The organism is Variovorax trehalosi (assembly GCF_051216415.1).
Taxonomy (GTDB): Bacteria; Pseudomonadota; Gammaproteobacteria; order Burkholderiales; family Burkholderiaceae_C; genus Variovorax.
Map to the genome: position 1 here is coordinate 213,090 of NZ_JBPJZG010000010.1, position 16,210 is coordinate 229,299.

Consider the following 16,210-nt stretch of genomic DNA (forward strand, 5'->3'; position numbering starts at 1 on the left):
GCGGGGGTCAGAGCCCCAGGTAGGCGCGCCGCAGTTCGTCGCTGCCGAGCAGTTCGCCGGGCAGGCCCGAGAAGCGCACGCTGCCGTTCTCCAGCACGTAGGCGCGGTCGGCGATCTCCAGCGACTGGCCCACGTTCTGCTCGACCAGCATCACGGCGAGGCCGCCGTCGCGCAAGTTGCGGATCAGCGAGAACATCTCCTCGACCAGCAGCGGCGAGAGGCCGAGCGAGGGTTCGTCGAGGATCAGCAGCACGGGCTCGGCCATGAGGCCGCGCGCAATGGCCAGCATCTGCTGCTCGCCGCCGCTCATCGTGCCGGCGTGCTGCGCCATGCGCTCGCGCAGCCGCGGGAAGATGTGGAACATCTTCTCGACGTTGGCCGCGCGCCGCTCGCGGGCGCGGGTGAAGGAGCCCAGCTCCAGGTTCTCCAGCACGCTCAGGTTGGGAAACACCTTGCGGCCTTCGGGCACCTGGATAAGGCCGGCCTTGACCACATCGCGGTAGTGCGCGCCGCTCAGGTCCTTGCCGTCGAAGCGCACCGTCCCACCCCAGGCGGGGCACAGGCCGCAGACCATCTTGTTGAGCGTGGACTTGCCCGCGCCGTTGCTGCCGAGCAGCGCGACCATCTCGCCCGCGTTCACCTTGAGGTCGACGCCGCGCAGCACCTCGACGCGGCCGTAGCCGCCGCGCAGGCCTTGAATCTCGAGCAACGCGCTCATGCCTGAACTCCCGATGCGGCCTTGCGCAACCGCGCCGCGGTGCCATGCCCCAGATAGGCTTCGACGACCTTGTCGTCGGAGGTCACTTGCGCAGGGCTGCCCTCGGCGATCAGCTGGCCCTGCGCGAGCACCCACACGTGTTCGGCCAGGTGCATCACGGCCTGCATGACGTGCTCGATCATCAGCACGGTGACGCCGCTGTCGGCGATGCCGCGCACCACCGGCATCATCTCGGCGATCTCCTGCGGGTTGAGGCCCGCGAGCACTTCGTCGAGCAGCAACAGGCGCGGCCTGGTGGCGAGCGCGCGCGCCAGCTCGAGGCGCTTGCGGCCGGCCACGGTGAGGTCCGATGCGGGCTTGTCCAGCTGCGGCGCGAGGCCCACGCGCAGCGCGACGGCCTCGGCGTTCTGCAGCGCCTCGGCGCGGCCACGCACATGCAGGTGCGCGCCGACGGCGATGTTCTCGCGCACGGTCTGCGCGGCGAAGGGCTTCACGATCTGGAAGGTGCGGGTCATGCCGAGCGCCGCATTGCGGTGCGGCTCGCGGCCAGTGATGTCCTCGCCCGCGAAGCGCACGGTGCCGGTGTCGGGCTTGAGGAACCCCGACATCAGCGCGAACAGCGTGGTCTTGCCCGCGCCGTTCGGGCCGATCAGCGCACTCAGGCTGCCCTCGCGCACCGAGAGGCTCACGTTCTGCACGGCCTTCAGGCCGCCGAACGAGCGCGAGAGGCCGTCGATGGCCAGCAGGGCGTCAGTCATGGCGGCCTCCCTTCGGCTTCCACAGCTGCCGCACCGACAGCCCGATGCCCGCGATGCCGCGCGGCACGAAGATGACGATGAGCACGAGCACTGTGCCATAGATCACCATGTTGATGCCCGGCAGTTCGCCGAAGAGGTTGCGCGTGAGGTCCGACAGCACATGCAGCACGACCGCGCCGAGCACCGGGCCCCACATCGTTCCCATGCCGCCGACGATGGCCGCGACCAGCGCCTCGATCGACACGGCCGGACCGTAGGCGATGCCCGCGTCGATGTACTGGAACACCTGCACGTAGAAGGCGCCTGCCGCGCCCATGAAGGCGGCGGACAAACCGATGGCCGCGAGCTTCACGCGAAACGGATTGACGCCGACGGCGCGCGCCGCGTCCTCGTTGTCGCGCACCGCCTGCAGGTAGGCGCCGAAGCGCCCGTTGCGCAGCCACCAGGTGACCAGCAGCGCCGCGACCACCATCGCGAGCACCACCCACAGGTAACCCGCACGCGAAGAGAACTGCAGGTTGCCCACCGATTCGCGCAGCGGCACCATGAGCCCGACGCCGCCGCCGGTGAAATCGACCGACAGCGCGAGGATGCGGAACACCTCGGCGAAGGCCAGCGTGACCAGCGCGAAGTACGAGCCCTTCAGGCCATAGCGGAAGGTGAGCGCGCCCATGAAGAGCCCGACCAGCGCCGCGCCGACGATGGCCAGCGGCAGCGCGACCCAGGCGTTGATGCCGCCCTGCAGCTGCGCGATCGCCTGGATGTACGCGCCGGTGCCGAAGAACAGCGCATGCCCGAACGAGAACTGACCACCGAAGCCGCCGAGGATGTTCCAGGCCTGCGCGATGAGCGTGGCGTAGAGCGCCATCATCACGAAGTTGAGCGTGACGCCCGACTTCGTGACGAAGGGCACGCACGCGACCAACACCGCGAAGAGTGCGATGCCCGCAAGTTGCTTCATGCCCGCGCTCATGCCTTGGCCCCGAACATGCCTTGCGGCCTGAAGAGCACCACGCCGATGAAGATCGCGAAGATGCCGATCTGCCCGAGCGATTCACCGAGGTAGAGACCACCGAGCGACTCGACGATGCCGACGAGGAAGCCGCCGATCAGCGCCCCCACGAAGCTGCCCATGCCGCCGAGCACGACGATGGTGAAAGCCACGAGCACGAAGCCGCCGCCCACCTGCGGGTTGACGTAGTACGCCGGCAGCAGGAAGCACGCGGCAGCGCCCAGGCACGCAAGGCCGATGCCGAAGCTCATCGCGTAGACGTGGTCCACGTCGATGCCCATGAGCTTGGCACCCTCCTTCTCTTTCGCGACCGCGCGGATGGCGCGGCCGAGGTCGGTGCGGCCCATGATCCAGAACAGGATGCCCGAGACGACCAGCGCACCCGCGAAGGCGACGAGCTTGGGCACCGCGATCATCGCGGGGCCGATGGCGACGGTGCTCAGCGAATAGGCGGTGTCGATGTTGCGCGTGTCGGACTTGAAGAACAGCAGCGCGAGGTTCTCCATGACGATCGCGATGCCCAGCGTGGCGAGCAGGATGTTCTCGTCCTTGCCGTGGCCCGCGCGGTTGATGACCACGCGTTGCAGCGCATAGCCGAGCGCGAACATGCCCAGCACGACGATGGGCAGCGCCAGGTACGGGTCGATGCCAAGCTTCTCTTTCAGGAAGTACACCGCGTATAGCGCCAGCATCAGGCTGGCGCCGTGCGCGAAGTTGATGATGTGCAGGACGCCGTAGATCAGCGTGAGCCCCAGCGCGATCAGTGCGTACACCGCGCCCGTCGTCAGCCCGTTCAGGACCGACGGGAAAAGAATGCCGAAATCGAACATCCCGCCTTCCGCTTCAGGCCGCGCGCAGCGGGAACACTGGGTCCACTTCGCGGTAGTCGCGCGGAATGATGACCTTGATGTCGTTCTTCACCACCTGCGTCATGAGCGGCTGCGCGCCCTCGTTCTGGCCGTTGACGAACTTCGTCGGGCCGTAGGGCATGAAGTGGTTCGAGAAGGTGCTTTTCTCCAGCGCGTCGACGATGGCGGCGCGCTCGGTGGACTTCGCGCGTTCCAGTGCATCGGCCAGCAGCCACATCGAGGCGTAGGTCATGAAGACCTCGTAGCTGAAGAACTGGCCCTTGGCCTCGACGCGCTTGCGCAGGTCCTGCGCGCGCTTGTCCTTGGGGTTGAACCAGTGGTTGCAGTCGATGATGCCGTTGGCCGCGTCCGGAAACTCCTTCACGAACTTGTAGCTCGACGCCGCGCCGCCCAGCACCGAGAAGATCGCCTTGGGCACCACCTTCTGCTGCTGCATGGTGCGCACCAGCAGCGCGTATTCGTTGTAGTAGTTGGCCGGGATCACGATGTCGGGGTTGATCGACTTCATGCGCAGCACGATGTTGTTGAAGTCGCGCGTGGGGTTGGCATGCTTGACCACTTCCTTCACCTCGAAGCCGTAGCCCGGCAACTCGCGCGAGAGCAGCTGCGCGGTGCCGGCGCCGAAGAGCGACTCCTCGTGAATGATCATCACGGTCTTGGCCGGGTTGCCCGCGGCCTTGTTGAGCACCAGCAGGTTGGCCATGGCCACCTCGGTCGACTTCTTGTAGCCGGGGCCGAAACGGAAGGTGTTCTTCAGGCCGCGCTCCACGATCTGGTCGGCCACGCCCACATCGACCACGTGCGGCAGGTTGTACTTGGCCGCAGCCTGCGTGGTGGCCAGGCAAATGGCCGACGCATACGCACCCAAGATGGCCGAGACGCCGGCCTCGTTCATCTTCTCCACTTCTGCTGCGCCCGCTTGCGGCTGCGACTGCGCATCGCCCAGCAGGGCCTCCAGCTTCGCGCCGCCAAGCGACTTGATGCCGCCCGCCGCGTTGATGTCCTCGATGGCCATCAGCGCACCGAGGCGGCACTGCTGGCCCGAGTAAGCCAGCGCACCGGTGACCGGATGCAGCACGCCAACCTTGACGGTCTTGGGCTGTGCGCCGGCCACGAGCGGGAAGGCAACGGCGGTCGCCAGGGCGGCGGACTGCGACACGAAACTGCGGCGGTTCTGCATGGTGGGGCTTTCCTTTTTCTCTTCAGTTGAACTGGGCTGACACGTCTTTACTGACCCACACCTTCGCGTCGATGCTGCCCACGCGGGAGAGCTGCATTTCGTAGGTGTAGCGGTCGGGGCGATAAAAGCCGTGCAGCCACTGCACGGGCCGCTCGTCTTCGTCGTAGATGAGGCGGCGCACCGCGAGCAGGGCCGAGCCGACCGACACATCCAGGTGCTGCGCGAGCACGTTGTCGGCCAGGCGCGCGGAGATGGTCTGGTGCGCGCGGCCCACCTTCACGCCCGACTCTTCCAGCAGCACCAGGATGGGCTTCTTCGAGAGTTCGCGGCGGCCGAAGCGGCGCGCGATCGTGTCGGGCACGTAGGTGGTGATGTGCGAGAGCGGGCCTTCCTTGGTGGAGCGCACGCGCACCGCCTTCTGCACTGCATCGCCCAGTTGCAACTGCAGCGCCTCGGCCACCTGGGTGGAGGCGGTGATGGTCGCGACCTCGATCACCTTCACCGAGGTGTGCAGGCCCATGGTGACGAGGTTCTCGAGCAGGCCGCGCAGGTTGGCGCGCTCCAGGTTCTTCGTGCCCGGCTGTTCACCGGCGGCAGGTGGTGGCAATGCGCGCGTGCGCCGGCCGGGGTTGCGGGCGATCAGGCCTTCGGACGAAAGCTGTTCGAGTGCGCGGCGCACTGTGACGCGCGCCACGCCGAACTGCGCCATGAGCGCAAGCTCGCCGGGCAGGCCTTCCGCGAAACGCCCCTCGTGCAACTGCTCACGCAGGACCAAGTAGATCTGGTGGTACTTCGGCAAAGGCATTTGCGACATGCCTTTGATGTTTTTGCAGTTTCAATGTTCTGTCAATGGGACATTTAAAACCGAAGACCGCGCTGCCAGGCGCCGGGGGTGAAGCCGAACTGGCGCGTGAAGATGCGCGTCATGTGGCTCTGGTCGGAGAAGCCGCTCGCGGCCGCGGCCTCTGCGAGGTCGGCGCCGTGGCGGATCAGGTGGCGCGCGCGTTCGCTGCGCTGCAGCACCAGCCACGCATGCGGCGGCACGCCGTAGGTCCTCTCGAAACGGCGCAGTACCTGGTAGGTGCTCAGGCCCGTCATCGCGGCGAGTTCGGCGAGCGTGGGCGGGGCGAGCAGTTCATCGGCGAGGCGGTCGCGCACCTGCTTCACGTCGGCAGCAGCTTCGCGCGAAGGTGCGGCGGTGGAATGGTTGTCGCGCAGCAGGCCGCAGACTTCGGCCAGTGATTCTTCACAGGCAAGCAGTTCGACGCGGCGCGCATCGGGTGACGCGGTGCGCCAATCGTCGAGATGGGTGAGCAGGCGGCGCAACGTGTCGCCGAGCCTTGCGTCCTGGATGACGGGGCGCGTCAACGCCACATCGGCGGCGACATCGCCATTGATCGCGGCCATCACCTCGGCATCGAAATACACCATGCGCCAACGGCGCGACGGTCCGCCGAGCGGCATGCCGTCGTGCACTTCACCGGGGTTGGTGGCGATCAGGTCGCCGGCATACGCATCGACCTTGCCGCGCCCGCTGGCCGAGCGCTGCGCGCCCTGCTCCAGCAGGCCGAGTCCATAGGTGGAATGCCAGTGCCGGCCGTAGTGGCGGGCACTCTCGATCGCGGTGCCGTGCACGCCCTCCCAGGGCGTGCCGAACACTTGCGATCGATGGTCCGGCGGCGCTTTCATCCGCCGGATGATCGCAGGGATCAGAGCTTGAAGGGAATCACTTCCTGGCGCTGTTCGCCGAGGCCTTCGATACCGAGCGTCATGACATCGCCCTTCTTGAGGTACAGCGGCGGCTTCATGCCCATGCCGACGCCGGGGGGCGTGCCGGTGGTGATCACGTCGCCGGGCATCAGGGTCATGAACTGGCTCACGTAGCTCACGATCTTGGCGACCGTGAAGATCATGGTCTTGGTGCTGCCGGTCTGCACGCGCTGGCCGTTCAGGTCGAGCCACATCGAGAGCTTCTGCGGGTTCTCGATTTCGTCGCGCGTCACGAGCCAGGGGCCGAGAGGGCCGAAAGTGTCGCAACCCTTGCCCTTGTCCCAGGTGCCGCCACGCTCGATCTGGTATTCGCGTTCGCTCACGTCGTTGATGGTGCAGTAGCCGGCCACGTAGTCGAGGGCGCTCTTCTGCGAGACGTAGCGCGCCTTCGTGCCGATGACCACGCCGAGCTCGACTTCCCAGTCGGTCTTGACCGAGCCCTTGGGCAGCATCACCGGGTCATTCGGGCCCTGGATGCAGCTGTTGGCCTTCATGAAGACCACGGGCTCCTTGGGCACCGGCAGGCCCGATTCGGCCGCGTGGTCCGCGTAGTTGAGGCCAATGGCGATGAACTTGCCGACGTTGGCCACGGGGCTGCCCAGGCGCGGCTTGCCCTTCACGAGCGGCAGCTTGTCGAGCTTGGTCTTGCGCAGCTTGGCGATGGCGGCATCGCCGAGCTGGTCGGGACCGATGTCCTTGACGATGGCGCTCAGGTCGCGCAGCTTGCCGTCTGCGTCGATGAGGCCGGGCTTCTCCTTGCCGGGGTTGCCATAGCGGACGAGTTTCATGCTTTCCTTTCAGTACATTGAATGATCAATAAGTGGAGCGGCCACCGGAGAGGTCGAAGACCGCGCCGGTGGAGAACGAACAATCTTCGGTGCAGAGCCAGCCGACCATCGCGGCCACCTCTTCCACCGTGCCGAAGCGGCCCATCGGTATTTTCGACAACATGAAGGCGATGTGCTCGGGCGTCATCTGGTCGAAGATCGCCGTCTTCACCGCCGCGGGCGTCACGCAGTTCACGCGGATGCCGGTGTCGGCCAATTCCTTGCCGAGCGACTTGGTGATGCCGATGACGGCCGCCTTGCTCGCGCTGTAGGCGCTGGCGTTGGGGTTGCCCTCCTTGCCGGCGACCGAGGCGATGTTGACGATGCGCCCGTAGCCCTGCTTGCGCATCTGCCCGACCACTTCGCGGCAGCACAGGAACACGCCATTGATATTGACCTCCATCACTTGGCGCCAGTCGTCCACCGGGTAGTCCCACAGCTTGACGTTGGGGCCGGTGATGCCCGCGCTGTTGACCAGCGCATCGATGCGCGGCGAATGCGCCAGCGTGGCCGCCACGGCCTTGGCGACCGAAGGCTGCTGCGACACATCGACCTTCAGTGCGAAGGCCTTGTCGCCGAGCGATTGCGCCGCCTGGTTGGCCGCGGCCTCGTCGCGGTCCCACAGCGTGACGCTGCCGCCCGATGCGATCAACCTCTGCGCGATGCCGAAGCCCAGGCCCGTGGCGCCGCCGGTGATGACGGCGTGCCGGCCCGTGAAGTCGAGCTGGTTCATATCGTGATGCCGCCGTCGACAGTGAAGAACTGGCCGGTGGCGAAGATCGATTCGTCGCTCGCCAGGAACACGACCACGGGCGCGATTTCTTCCGCCTGTGCGAGCCGGCCCATCGGCTGGCGCGCGATGAAGGCCTTGCGGGCTTCCTCGGGATCGGCGTTGGCGTTGATGCGGTCGCCCAGCGACGGCGTATCGACGGTGCCCGGGCACACCGCATTGCAGCGGATGCCCTTGGTCACGTAGTCGGCCGCCACGCTCTTGGTGAGGCCGAGCACCGCGGCCTTGGTGGTGCCGTAGACAAAACGGTTGGGCAGGCCCTTCATGCTGGAGCACACGCTCGCCATGTTGATGATGCTGCCGCGCCCCGCCTCGAGCATGCCGGGCAGCACGGCCTGGATGGTCCACATCTGCGCGCGCACGTTGAGCGCGAAGGCGAAGGCCAGGTCGTCGTCGCTCGCCTGCTCGATGGCGCCGTTGTGCACCACGCCCGCGCAGTTGAAGAGCACGTCGAGCGCGGGCAGCCTGGCGAACAGCGCGCCGATGGCGGCCTTGTCGAGCACGTCGAGCTTCACGGCGGTGACGTTCGCGATGCCCGCATAGCGCTCCAGCAGCTTCTCGTTGACGTCGGTGGCCCAGACCTGGGCGCCCTCCGCGGCGAGCGCCAGCACGCTCGCGTGGCCGATGCCCTGGCCGGCTGCGGTGACGAGCGCGGTCTTTCCCTTCAGTCTCATGGATGTCTCCGATTCGGGTTTGGCCCGATGGGTGACACGGGCGACACATCGTATTCTGAATTGGCCTTACCACTTGTCCAATTCAGGACAACCCTTAAACACGCTCCGTCTCTCGTCCGTGCCCCTCCAGACCGTCGAACCCCAACGCCTCTATCGCCAGATCGCCGACCAGCTCCGTGCGCTGATCGCCAAGGGCGAGTTCGTCGTGGGCGCCCGCCTTCCCGCCGAGCGAGACCTCGCCAAGCAGCTCGGCGTGAGCCGCCCTTCGGTGCGCGAGGCGCTGATCGCGCTCGAGGTCGAGGGCTGGGTCGAGGTGCGCACGGGCTCCGGCGTGTATGTGCTCGATCGTTCGCACCGCGCCGCCGCACCGGTCGCGCCCACCGAATGGGGGCCGCTGGAGCTGATCCGCGCGCGCCGCGTGATCGAGGGCGAGACGGCCGCCATTGCCGCCACCGCCGGCAAGCGCAAGGACGTCGACGCGATGACGCGCGCCATCGAGGTCATGCGCGAGATGGCCGACCGCAAGGTGATGCCGCTGGAGGGCGATCGCGCCTTCCACCTGGCCATCGTGAACGCCAGCGGCAACGCGGTGCTGGTCGAGACGGTGCAGAACTTCTGGGACTCGCGCAAGGGTCCGATCTTCACGCGCCTGGGCGGCTACTTCGAGAACGTTTCTTCCTGGCGCTCGGCCATCCTCGAGCACGAGGCCATCCGCGATGCGGTGGCCGCCCGCGACGCCGATGGCGCGCGTGCCGCGATGCATGCGCACATGGACAAGTCGCACCAGCGATTCAGCGCGAGCTGGCGACGCGCGAAGCCTTCCTGATTTCTCGCCAGCATTCCTGCCAATGACTACAACGGAGACAAGCCACATGATCAGAGACAGCAAGAACAGCAGCAAACGCACCGCCCTCAAGGCCCTGGCCGCCTGCGCCCTCGCGGCCGGCGTCGTGGGCATCCCGGGCATCGCCTCGGCGCAGACCAAGCTCAAGTGGGCGCACGTCTACGAGACCTCGGAGCCCTTCCACAAGTACTCGGTGTGGGCCGCCGAGGAGATCAAGAAGCGCACCAACGGCAAGTACGACATCCAGGTGTTCCCGGCCTCCACGCTCGGCAAGGAAGCCGACATCAACCAGGGCCTGACGCTGGGCACGGTCGACATCATCCTGTCGGGCGCGAGCTTCGCGGGGCGCACCTACACGCCGCTGGCGATCTCGTACTTTCCCTTCATCTTCCGCGATGCCGAGCACCAGCTGAAGTACGCCAAGAGCGACGTTTTCAACGAGCTCGCCAAGGGCTACGACGACAAGAGCGGCAACCACATCACCGCGCTCAGCTACTACGGCGCACGCCACGTGACATCGAGCGCGGCGCGGCCGGTGAGCAAGCCCGAGGACATGAAGGGCCTGAAGATCCGCGTGCCCGATGCGCCGGCCTACCTCGCCTTCCCGAAGGCGCTGGGCGCCAACCCGACGCCCATCGCGTTCGCCGAGGTGTACCTGGCCCTGCAGAACAACACGGTCGATGCGCAGGAGAACCCGCTGCCCACCATCGAGGCCAAGAAGTTCTTCGAGGTGCAGAAGAACATTTCTTTGACCGGCCACATCGTCGATTCGCTGCTCACGATCTGCTCGGGGCAGCTGTGGGGCAAGCTCTCGGCCGATGAAAAGAAGATCTTCACCGACGTCATGCAGGAAGCCGCCGAGAAGACCGGCCGCGAAATCATCGCATCGGAGACGCGCCTCGTGGAAGAGTTCAAGAAGAAGGGCAACAACGTGATCACGGTCGACAAGAACGCGTTCCGTGAAGCGGTGCTCAAGGCGACCAAGCCCACCGACCAGGGCTACCGCCAGCAAGACTACGACCGCATCCTGGCGATCAAGTGAACGCGTGATCCAGCCATGAGCGAACCTCAGAAAATCATCGACGACGAAGGCCACTTCCACGCGGAAGACGAGGTGGTCGACCTGTCGGACACCATCGCCGAAGGCTGGATCTCGCTGGCCGTCTTCTGGCTCCTGGGCCTCACGGTCTTCTACCAGTTCATCACGCGCTACGTGATGAACGACTCGGCCGCCTGGACGGAGGAAGTGGCGCGCTACCTGCTCATCGGCGTCGTCTTCATCGGCGCGGCGGTGGGCGTGGCGAAGAACAACCAGATCCAGGTGGACTTCTTCTACCGCCACATGCCGCGCGCCATGGGCCGCGTGCTCTCGATGGCGGTGGACGTGCTGCGCACCGCCTTCTTCGTGGCTGCGGTGGTCATGACGGTGCAGATGATGATGAAGATCGGCAACCAGACGCGCATGACCCTCGTCGACCTGCCGATGAACTTCGTCTACGCGCTCTGCGTGTTCGGCTTCGCCGCGATGGCGTGGCGCTCGCTGCAGGTGCTGCGCATCCACTGGAAGCGCGGCTACAGCGTGCTGGAGCAGCCCGAGTCGACGCTCTCCGACCGCTGACCCCCGGCGCTGCAACGACCAAGAAAAAGACCCATGCTGAAAATCATCTTCCTGTTCTTCATGGCCGGCGGCATTCCGGTGGCCATCGCCATGGCCGGCGCCTCGCTGGTCTACATCCTGGTGAGCGACAGCACGCTGCCGCCCTTCGTGGTGATCCACCGGATGGTGAGCGGTATCGACAGCTTTCCGCTTCTGGCCGTGCCCTTCTTCATCCTGGCCGGCAACCTGATGAACAACGCGGGCATCACCACCCGCATCTACAACTTCGCGCTCGCGCTGGTGGGCTGGCTCAAGGGCGGCCTGGGCCATGTGAACGTGCTGGGCTCGGTGATCTTCGCGGGCATGAGCGGCACCGCCATCGCGGACGCCGCGGGCCTGGGCACCATCGAGATCAAGGCGATGAAGGAGCACGGCTACTCGACCGAGTTCGCCGTGGGCGTGACGGCCGCATCGGCGACGCTGGGGCCGATCATTCCACCGAGCCTGCCCTTCGTGATCTACGGAATGATGGCCAACGTGTCGGTGGGCGCGCTGTTCCTGGCGGGCCTCTTGCCCGGCGCACTGATGGCCATACTGATGATGCTCACGGTGGCCTACTACGCGCACAAGAACAAGTGGGGCGCGGACGTCAAGTTCTCGAGCACCCGGCTCTTCAAGGCGCTGATGGAGCTGGCCGTGGTGATCGGCTGGCCGCTGCTGCTGTGGCTGCTGGTGGTCAAGCTCGGCACACCGCCGCAGCTCACGGTGTTCGCGGGACTGGCCTCGCTCTTCGTGCTCGACAAGATCTTCAGCTTCGAGGCGCTGCTGCCCATCATGACGCCGGTGCTGCTGATCGGCGGCATGACGACCGGCCTCTTCACGCCCACCGAAGGCGCCATCGCAGCCTGCGTGTGGGCCATGATCCTGGGCTTCGCGTGGTACCGCACGCTCTCGTGGAAGATGTTCGTGAAGGTGTGCCTGGACACCGTCGAGACCACGAGCACGGTGCTCTTCATCGTGGCGGCGGCATCGATCTTCGGCTGGATGCTGACGGCCACCGGCGTCACCACGGACATCGCCGCCTGGGTGCTGGGCTTCACCAAGGAGGCATGGGTCTTCCTGCTGCTGGCCAACCTGCTGATGCTCTTCGTGGGCTGCTTCCTGGAGCCGACCGCGGCCATCACCATCCTCGTGCCGATCCTGCTTCCCATTGCCACGCAGCTGGGCGTGGACCCGATCCACTTCGGGCTGGTGATGGTGCTCAACCTCATGATCGGCCTGTTGCACCCACCCATGGGCATGGTGCTCTTCGTGCTGGCGCGCGTGGCGGGGCTGAGCTTCGAACGCACGACGATGGCGATCCTTCCCTGGCTCGTGCCGCTCCTGCTGAGCCTGGGCGTGATCACCTACATGCCCAACCTCGTGCTCTGGCTGCCCAGGATGTTCTTCTGACCATGACCCCCTATATCCGACTCCATCCCGCCGACGACGTCGTCATCGCGCGCTCGCAACTTCTGGGCGGCACGCTCGTCGAGAACGTGGCCGTGCGCGGCCTGATCCCGCCGGGCCACAAGGTCGCGATGCGTGCCATTGCGCAGGGCGAACCGGTGCGGCGCTACAACCAGATCATCGGTTTCGCGAGCAAGGCCATCGCGCCTGGTGAGCACGTGCACACGCAGAACCTCGACATGGGCCCGGACAAGGGCGACTTCGAGCGCGACTACGCCTTCGGCGCCGACGTGAAGCCCGCGCCCGCGAAACGCGAGGCCACCTTCATGGGCATCAAGCGCGCCGACGGCCGTGTGGCCACGCGCAACTACATCGGTGTGCTGACCAGCGTGAACTGCTCGGCCACGGCTGCGCGCGCCATTGCCGATCACTTCTCGCGCCGGACCAACCCTTCCGCGCTCGCGGCATTCCCCAACGTGGACGGCATCGTCGCGCTGACGCACGGCACAGGCTGCGGCATGGACACGGAGGGCATGGGCATGCAAGTGCTGTCGCGCACGCTCACTGGCTACGCCACGCACCCGAACTTCGCGGGCGTGCTGGTGGTCGGGCTCGGCTGCGAGGCCAACCAGATCAACGCGTGGCTCGCGACCGGCCACCTGGCCGAAGGCGAGAACTTCCGCACTTTCAACATCCAGGACACGGGCGGCACGCGCAAGACGGTCGAGAAGGGCGTGGCGCTCATCAACGAGATGCTGCCGCGCGCCAACGCGGTGAAACGCGAGCCGTGCAGCGCGGCGCACATCACCATCGGGCTGCAATGCGGCGGCTCCGATGGCTATTCGGGCATCAGTGCCAACCCGGCGCTCGGCGCCGCGGTCGACCTGCTGGTGGCGCACGGCGGCACAGCCATCCTGAGCGAGACGCCCGAGGTCTACGGTGCCGAGCACCTGCTGACGCGCCGCGCGGTGAAGCGCGAGGTGGGACAGAAGCTGGTGGACCGCATCAAGTGGTGGGAGCACTACACCGAGATCAACGAGGGCGAGATGAACAACAACCCCTCGCCCGGCAACAAGGCAGGCGGGCTCACCACCATCCTGGAGAAGTCGCTGGGCGCGGTCGCCAAGGGCGGCACCAGCAATCTCGAGGCGGTGTACGAATACGCGGAGCCGGTCTCGGCGCACGGCTTCGTCTACATGGACACGCCAGGCTACGACCCGGTGAGCGCCACGGGCCAGGTGGCCGGCGGCGCGAACCTGATCTGCTTCACCACCGGGCGCGGCTCGGCCTACGGCTGCGCACCCTCGCCCTCGCTCAAGCTCGCGACCAACTCGGCGCTGTGGCAGCGGCAGGAAGAAGACATGGACATCAACTGCGGCGAGATCGTCGATGGCACGGCCTCGATCCAGGAGATGGGGCAGCGCATCTTCGAGCTGGTGCTGGCCACGGCGTCGGGCGCGCAGTCGAAGAGCGAGCAGCACGGCTACGGGCAGAACGAGTTCGTGCCGTGGCAAGTCGGCGCGGTGATGTGAGCGCGAAGCACACGATGGCAACCCTCCCCTTCGGCTTCCTGGAAGGCACCGGCTTCGAACGGATCGATGCGCGCTTCAACACCTGCATTCCCGGCCCCGAGCGCGTCGAGCGGCTGTGGACCGGCGCGCGCTGGTGCGAGGGCCCGGTGTGGTTCGGCGCACACCGCACGCTCCTGTGGTCGGACATTCCGAACAACCGCATGCTGCGCTACGACGAGGTGAATGGCACGGTCGGCATCTTCCGCGAACCGTCGAACAACACGAACGGCCACACGGTCGACCGCGAAGGCCGGCTGGTGAGCTGCGAGCACCTCACGCGGCGCGTGACGCGCACCGAGCACGACGGATCGATCACCGTGCTGGCCTCGCACTGGCAAGGCAAGCGGCTCAACTCACCGAACGACGTGGTGGTGCATTCGGACGGCGGCGTGTGGTTCACCGACCCGAGCTACGGCATCCTCTCGGACTACGAGGGCCTGCGCGCCGAGAGCGAGATCGGCGCCTGCCATGTCTACCGCATCGACCCCGCGAGCGGCGACGTGGAGCGCATGGCCGACGACTTCGTCAAGCCCAACGGCCTGGCGTTCTCGCCCGACGAATCGCTGCTCTACATCGCCGACACCGGTGCGAGCCACCTGAAGGACGGGCCGCGCCACATGCGCCGATTCAAGGTGGGCGCCGACGGCCGCAGCTTGAGCGGCGGCGAGGTGTTCGCCGAATGCACGAGCGGCATGTTCGACGGCTTTCGCCTCGACACCGAAGGCCGCATCTGGACCAGCGCCCTCGACGGCGTGCACGCCTACCACCCCGACGGCACGCTGCTCGGCAAGATCCTCTTGCCCGAGCGCGTGGCGAATGTCTGCTTCGGCGGGCCCAAGCGCAACCGGCTTTTCATCTGCGCGACGACGTCGCTCTACGCCATCACACTGAACGCCAAGGGAGCCTGATCCATGCCCAGAACACTGTCGGCCGACGGCCTGCAAACCAACGTCGCTCGCATCCTCGAAGCCGTGGGCAGCAGCCCCGCCGAAGCGCAGCAGGTGGCCGCCAACCTCGTGCTGGCCAACCTGAGCGGGCATGACTCGCACGGTGTGGGCATGCTGCCGCGGTATGTCGATGCGGTGGCCGAGGGCGGGCTGACGCCCAATGCAGCCGTGAAGGTCAACCTCGACATCGGCACGCTCATGGGCCTGGACGGCCAGCGCGGCTACGGGCAGATCGTCGGCGTGCAGGCGATGGAACTGGGCATCGCGCGGGCGAAGCAGCACGGCAGCTGCATCTTCACGCTCTCGCATGCGCACCACCTGGGCCGCATCGGGCACTTCGCCGAGATGGCAACGGCCCAGGGGCTGGTGGCGATGCATTTCGTCAACGTGCTGTCGCGGCCCGTGGTCGCGCCCTGGGGCGGCGGCGATGGGCGCTTCGGCACCAACCCGTGCTGCATCGGCGTGCCGCTCGCGGGCGCGGAGCCCTTCGTGCTCGACTACGCGACCAGCCGCGTGGCGCAAGGAAAGATGCGCGTCGCGCACAACAAGGGCGAGCAGGTGCCCGACGGCTACCTGATCGACGAGACAGGCGCACCGACCAACGACCCGGGCGTGGTGGTCGTGCCGCAGGGCAACGGGCTCTTCGGCGCGCTCATGACCTTCGGCGAGCACAAGGGCTACGGCATGGCGGTGGCGTGCGAGCTGCTGGGCGGGGCGCTCACGGGTGGCGGGACGTGGCATCGGCCAGCGGACACGGCGCGCTCGGTGTTCAACGGCATGCTGACGGTGCTGATCGATCCGGCGAAGCTCGGAACGCAGAAGGCATTCGATGAGGAGGCGCGCGAGTTCATCGACTGGTTGAGGCAAAGCCCGCCGGGGCAGGGCTTCGACGCAGTGCAGATCGCGGGAGAACCCGAGCGCAAGGCGCGTGCCGCACGTCGGCAGGACGGCATCTGGATCGACGATGCGACGTGGGGAGAAATCGTGGCCGCCGGCGCAAAGGTCGGCGTCACGGTCACCGCCTGACCCTCTTGCTCCTTCCCCCTCTGGGGGAAGGTTGGGATGGGGGCACGCAGAGTGCTCGATGGGTACGCCGCTTGCCCCCCCCCCCGCCCCCCCCCCAACGGGGCGGGAGGAAAAAAACCCCGCACAGCCCTTGCGTTTTTTCTGTGCCCGCCGTACCCCCCCCACACCTTTTTTGGCC

17 protein-coding genes are annotated in these 16,210 nt (G+C 66.7%); 7 read left to right on the forward strand and 10 right to left on the reverse strand.

Annotation, left to right across the window (positions count from 1 at the left end; translation table 11 throughout):
• Nucleotides 1–7: 7 nt before the first annotated feature.
• Genes ACSFA7_RS30260 through ACSFA7_RS30305 form a run of 10 tightly spaced genes read right to left on the reverse strand, consistent with a single transcriptional unit; the run spans nucleotide 8 to nucleotide 8,598 of the window.
• Nucleotides 8–718, reverse strand: coding sequence for an ABC transporter ATP-binding protein (locus ACSFA7_RS30260; RefSeq protein WP_307601875.1), 711 nt, complete (start codon nucleotides 716–718; stop codon nucleotides 8–10).
• Nucleotides 715–1,476 carry an ABC transporter ATP-binding protein gene (locus ACSFA7_RS30265; RefSeq protein ID WP_435502759.1) on the reverse strand — a complete coding sequence of 254 codons (762 nt, stop codon included), beginning with the start codon at nucleotides 1,474–1,476 and terminating at the stop codon, nucleotides 715–717. Before ACSFA7_RS30265 ends, ACSFA7_RS30260 begins: the two co-directional genes overlap by 4 nt.
• Nucleotides 1,469–2,449 carry a branched-chain amino acid ABC transporter permease gene (locus ACSFA7_RS30270; protein WP_435502760.1) on the reverse strand — a complete coding sequence of 327 codons (981 nt, stop codon included), beginning with the start codon at nucleotides 2,447–2,449 and terminating at the stop codon, nucleotides 1,469–1,471. Before ACSFA7_RS30270 ends, ACSFA7_RS30265 begins: the two co-directional genes overlap by 8 nt.
• Nucleotides 2,446–3,318 (reverse strand): branched-chain amino acid ABC transporter permease, encoded by an 873-nt coding sequence (locus ACSFA7_RS30275; RefSeq protein ID WP_206177136.1) that lies wholly within the window; start codon nucleotides 3,316–3,318, stop codon nucleotides 2,446–2,448. Before ACSFA7_RS30275 ends, ACSFA7_RS30270 begins: the two co-directional genes overlap by 4 nt.
• Before the next feature lie 13 nt (nucleotides 3,319–3,331).
• The gene (locus tag ACSFA7_RS30280) at nucleotides 3,332–4,537 is read right to left on the reverse strand and encodes an ABC transporter substrate-binding protein (protein WP_435502761.1); all 1,206 of its coding nucleotides are present in this window, start codon (nucleotides 4,535–4,537) and stop codon (nucleotides 3,332–3,334) included.
• 22 nt (nucleotides 4,538–4,559) lie between these two features.
• Complete coding sequence (locus ACSFA7_RS30285; RefSeq protein WP_435502762.1) at nucleotides 4,560–5,342, reverse strand: GntR family transcriptional regulator; 783 nt, start codon at nucleotides 5,340–5,342, stop codon at nucleotides 4,560–4,562.
• A 53-nt stretch (nucleotides 5,343–5,395) separates the two neighbouring features.
• Complete coding sequence (locus ACSFA7_RS30290) at nucleotides 5,396–6,226, reverse strand: helix-turn-helix domain-containing protein (RefSeq protein WP_435502763.1); 831 nt, start codon at nucleotides 6,224–6,226, stop codon at nucleotides 5,396–5,398.
• Nucleotides 6,227–6,246: 20 nt separating this feature from the next.
• Nucleotides 6,247–7,095, reverse strand: a complete 849-nt coding sequence (locus tag ACSFA7_RS30295; protein WP_435502764.1) for a fumarylacetoacetate hydrolase family protein — start codon at nucleotides 7,093–7,095, stop codon at nucleotides 6,247–6,249.
• 25 nt (nucleotides 7,096–7,120) lie between these two features.
• Nucleotides 7,121–7,867, reverse strand: coding sequence for an SDR family NAD(P)-dependent oxidoreductase (locus ACSFA7_RS30300; RefSeq protein WP_435502765.1), 747 nt, complete (start codon nucleotides 7,865–7,867; stop codon nucleotides 7,121–7,123).
• Nucleotides 7,864–8,598: an SDR family oxidoreductase gene (locus ACSFA7_RS30305; protein WP_435502766.1), complete on the reverse strand. Its 735-nt coding sequence runs from the start codon at nucleotides 8,596–8,598 to the stop codon at nucleotides 7,864–7,866. Before ACSFA7_RS30305 ends, ACSFA7_RS30300 begins: the two co-directional genes overlap by 4 nt.
• A gap of 118 nt (nucleotides 8,599–8,716) precedes the next feature.
• Between ACSFA7_RS30305 and ACSFA7_RS30310 the strand changes: the two genes are divergently transcribed.
• Genes ACSFA7_RS30310 through ACSFA7_RS30340 form a run of 7 tightly spaced genes read left to right on the forward strand, consistent with a single transcriptional unit; the run spans nucleotide 8,717 to nucleotide 16,032 of the window.
• Complete coding sequence (locus ACSFA7_RS30310; RefSeq protein WP_435502767.1) at nucleotides 8,717–9,424, forward strand: FadR/GntR family transcriptional regulator; 708 nt, start codon at nucleotides 8,717–8,719, stop codon at nucleotides 9,422–9,424.
• Between the two features lie 46 nt (nucleotides 9,425–9,470).
• A complete protein-coding gene (locus ACSFA7_RS30315; protein WP_435502768.1) occupies nucleotides 9,471–10,484 on the forward strand; it encodes a sialic acid TRAP transporter substrate-binding protein SiaP in 1,014 nt (337 codons plus the stop codon).
• A 15-nt stretch (nucleotides 10,485–10,499) separates the two neighbouring features.
• The gene (locus ACSFA7_RS30320; protein WP_176660027.1) at nucleotides 10,500–11,060 is read left to right on the forward strand and encodes a TRAP transporter small permease; all 561 of its coding nucleotides are present in this window, start codon (nucleotides 10,500–10,502) and stop codon (nucleotides 11,058–11,060) included.
• Nucleotides 11,061–11,093: 33 nt separating this feature from the next.
• The gene (locus ACSFA7_RS30325; RefSeq protein ID WP_435502769.1) at nucleotides 11,094–12,491 is read left to right on the forward strand and encodes a TRAP transporter large permease; all 1,398 of its coding nucleotides are present in this window, start codon (nucleotides 11,094–11,096) and stop codon (nucleotides 12,489–12,491) included.
• A 2-nt stretch (nucleotides 12,492–12,493) separates the two neighbouring features.
• The gene (locus ACSFA7_RS30330; protein WP_307601892.1) at nucleotides 12,494–14,020 is read left to right on the forward strand and encodes a UxaA family hydrolase; all 1,527 of its coding nucleotides are present in this window, start codon (nucleotides 12,494–12,496) and stop codon (nucleotides 14,018–14,020) included.
• 14 nt (nucleotides 14,021–14,034) lie between these two features.
• A complete protein-coding gene (locus tag ACSFA7_RS30335; RefSeq protein ID WP_435502770.1) occupies nucleotides 14,035–14,967 on the forward strand; it encodes an SMP-30/gluconolactonase/LRE family protein in 933 nt (310 codons plus the stop codon).
• A 3-nt stretch (nucleotides 14,968–14,970) separates the two neighbouring features.
• Nucleotides 14,971–16,032: a malate/lactate/ureidoglycolate dehydrogenase gene (locus ACSFA7_RS30340; RefSeq protein ID WP_435502771.1), complete on the forward strand. Its 1,062-nt coding sequence runs from the start codon at nucleotides 14,971–14,973 to the stop codon at nucleotides 16,030–16,032.
• Nucleotides 16,033–16,210: the final 178 nt, after the last annotated feature.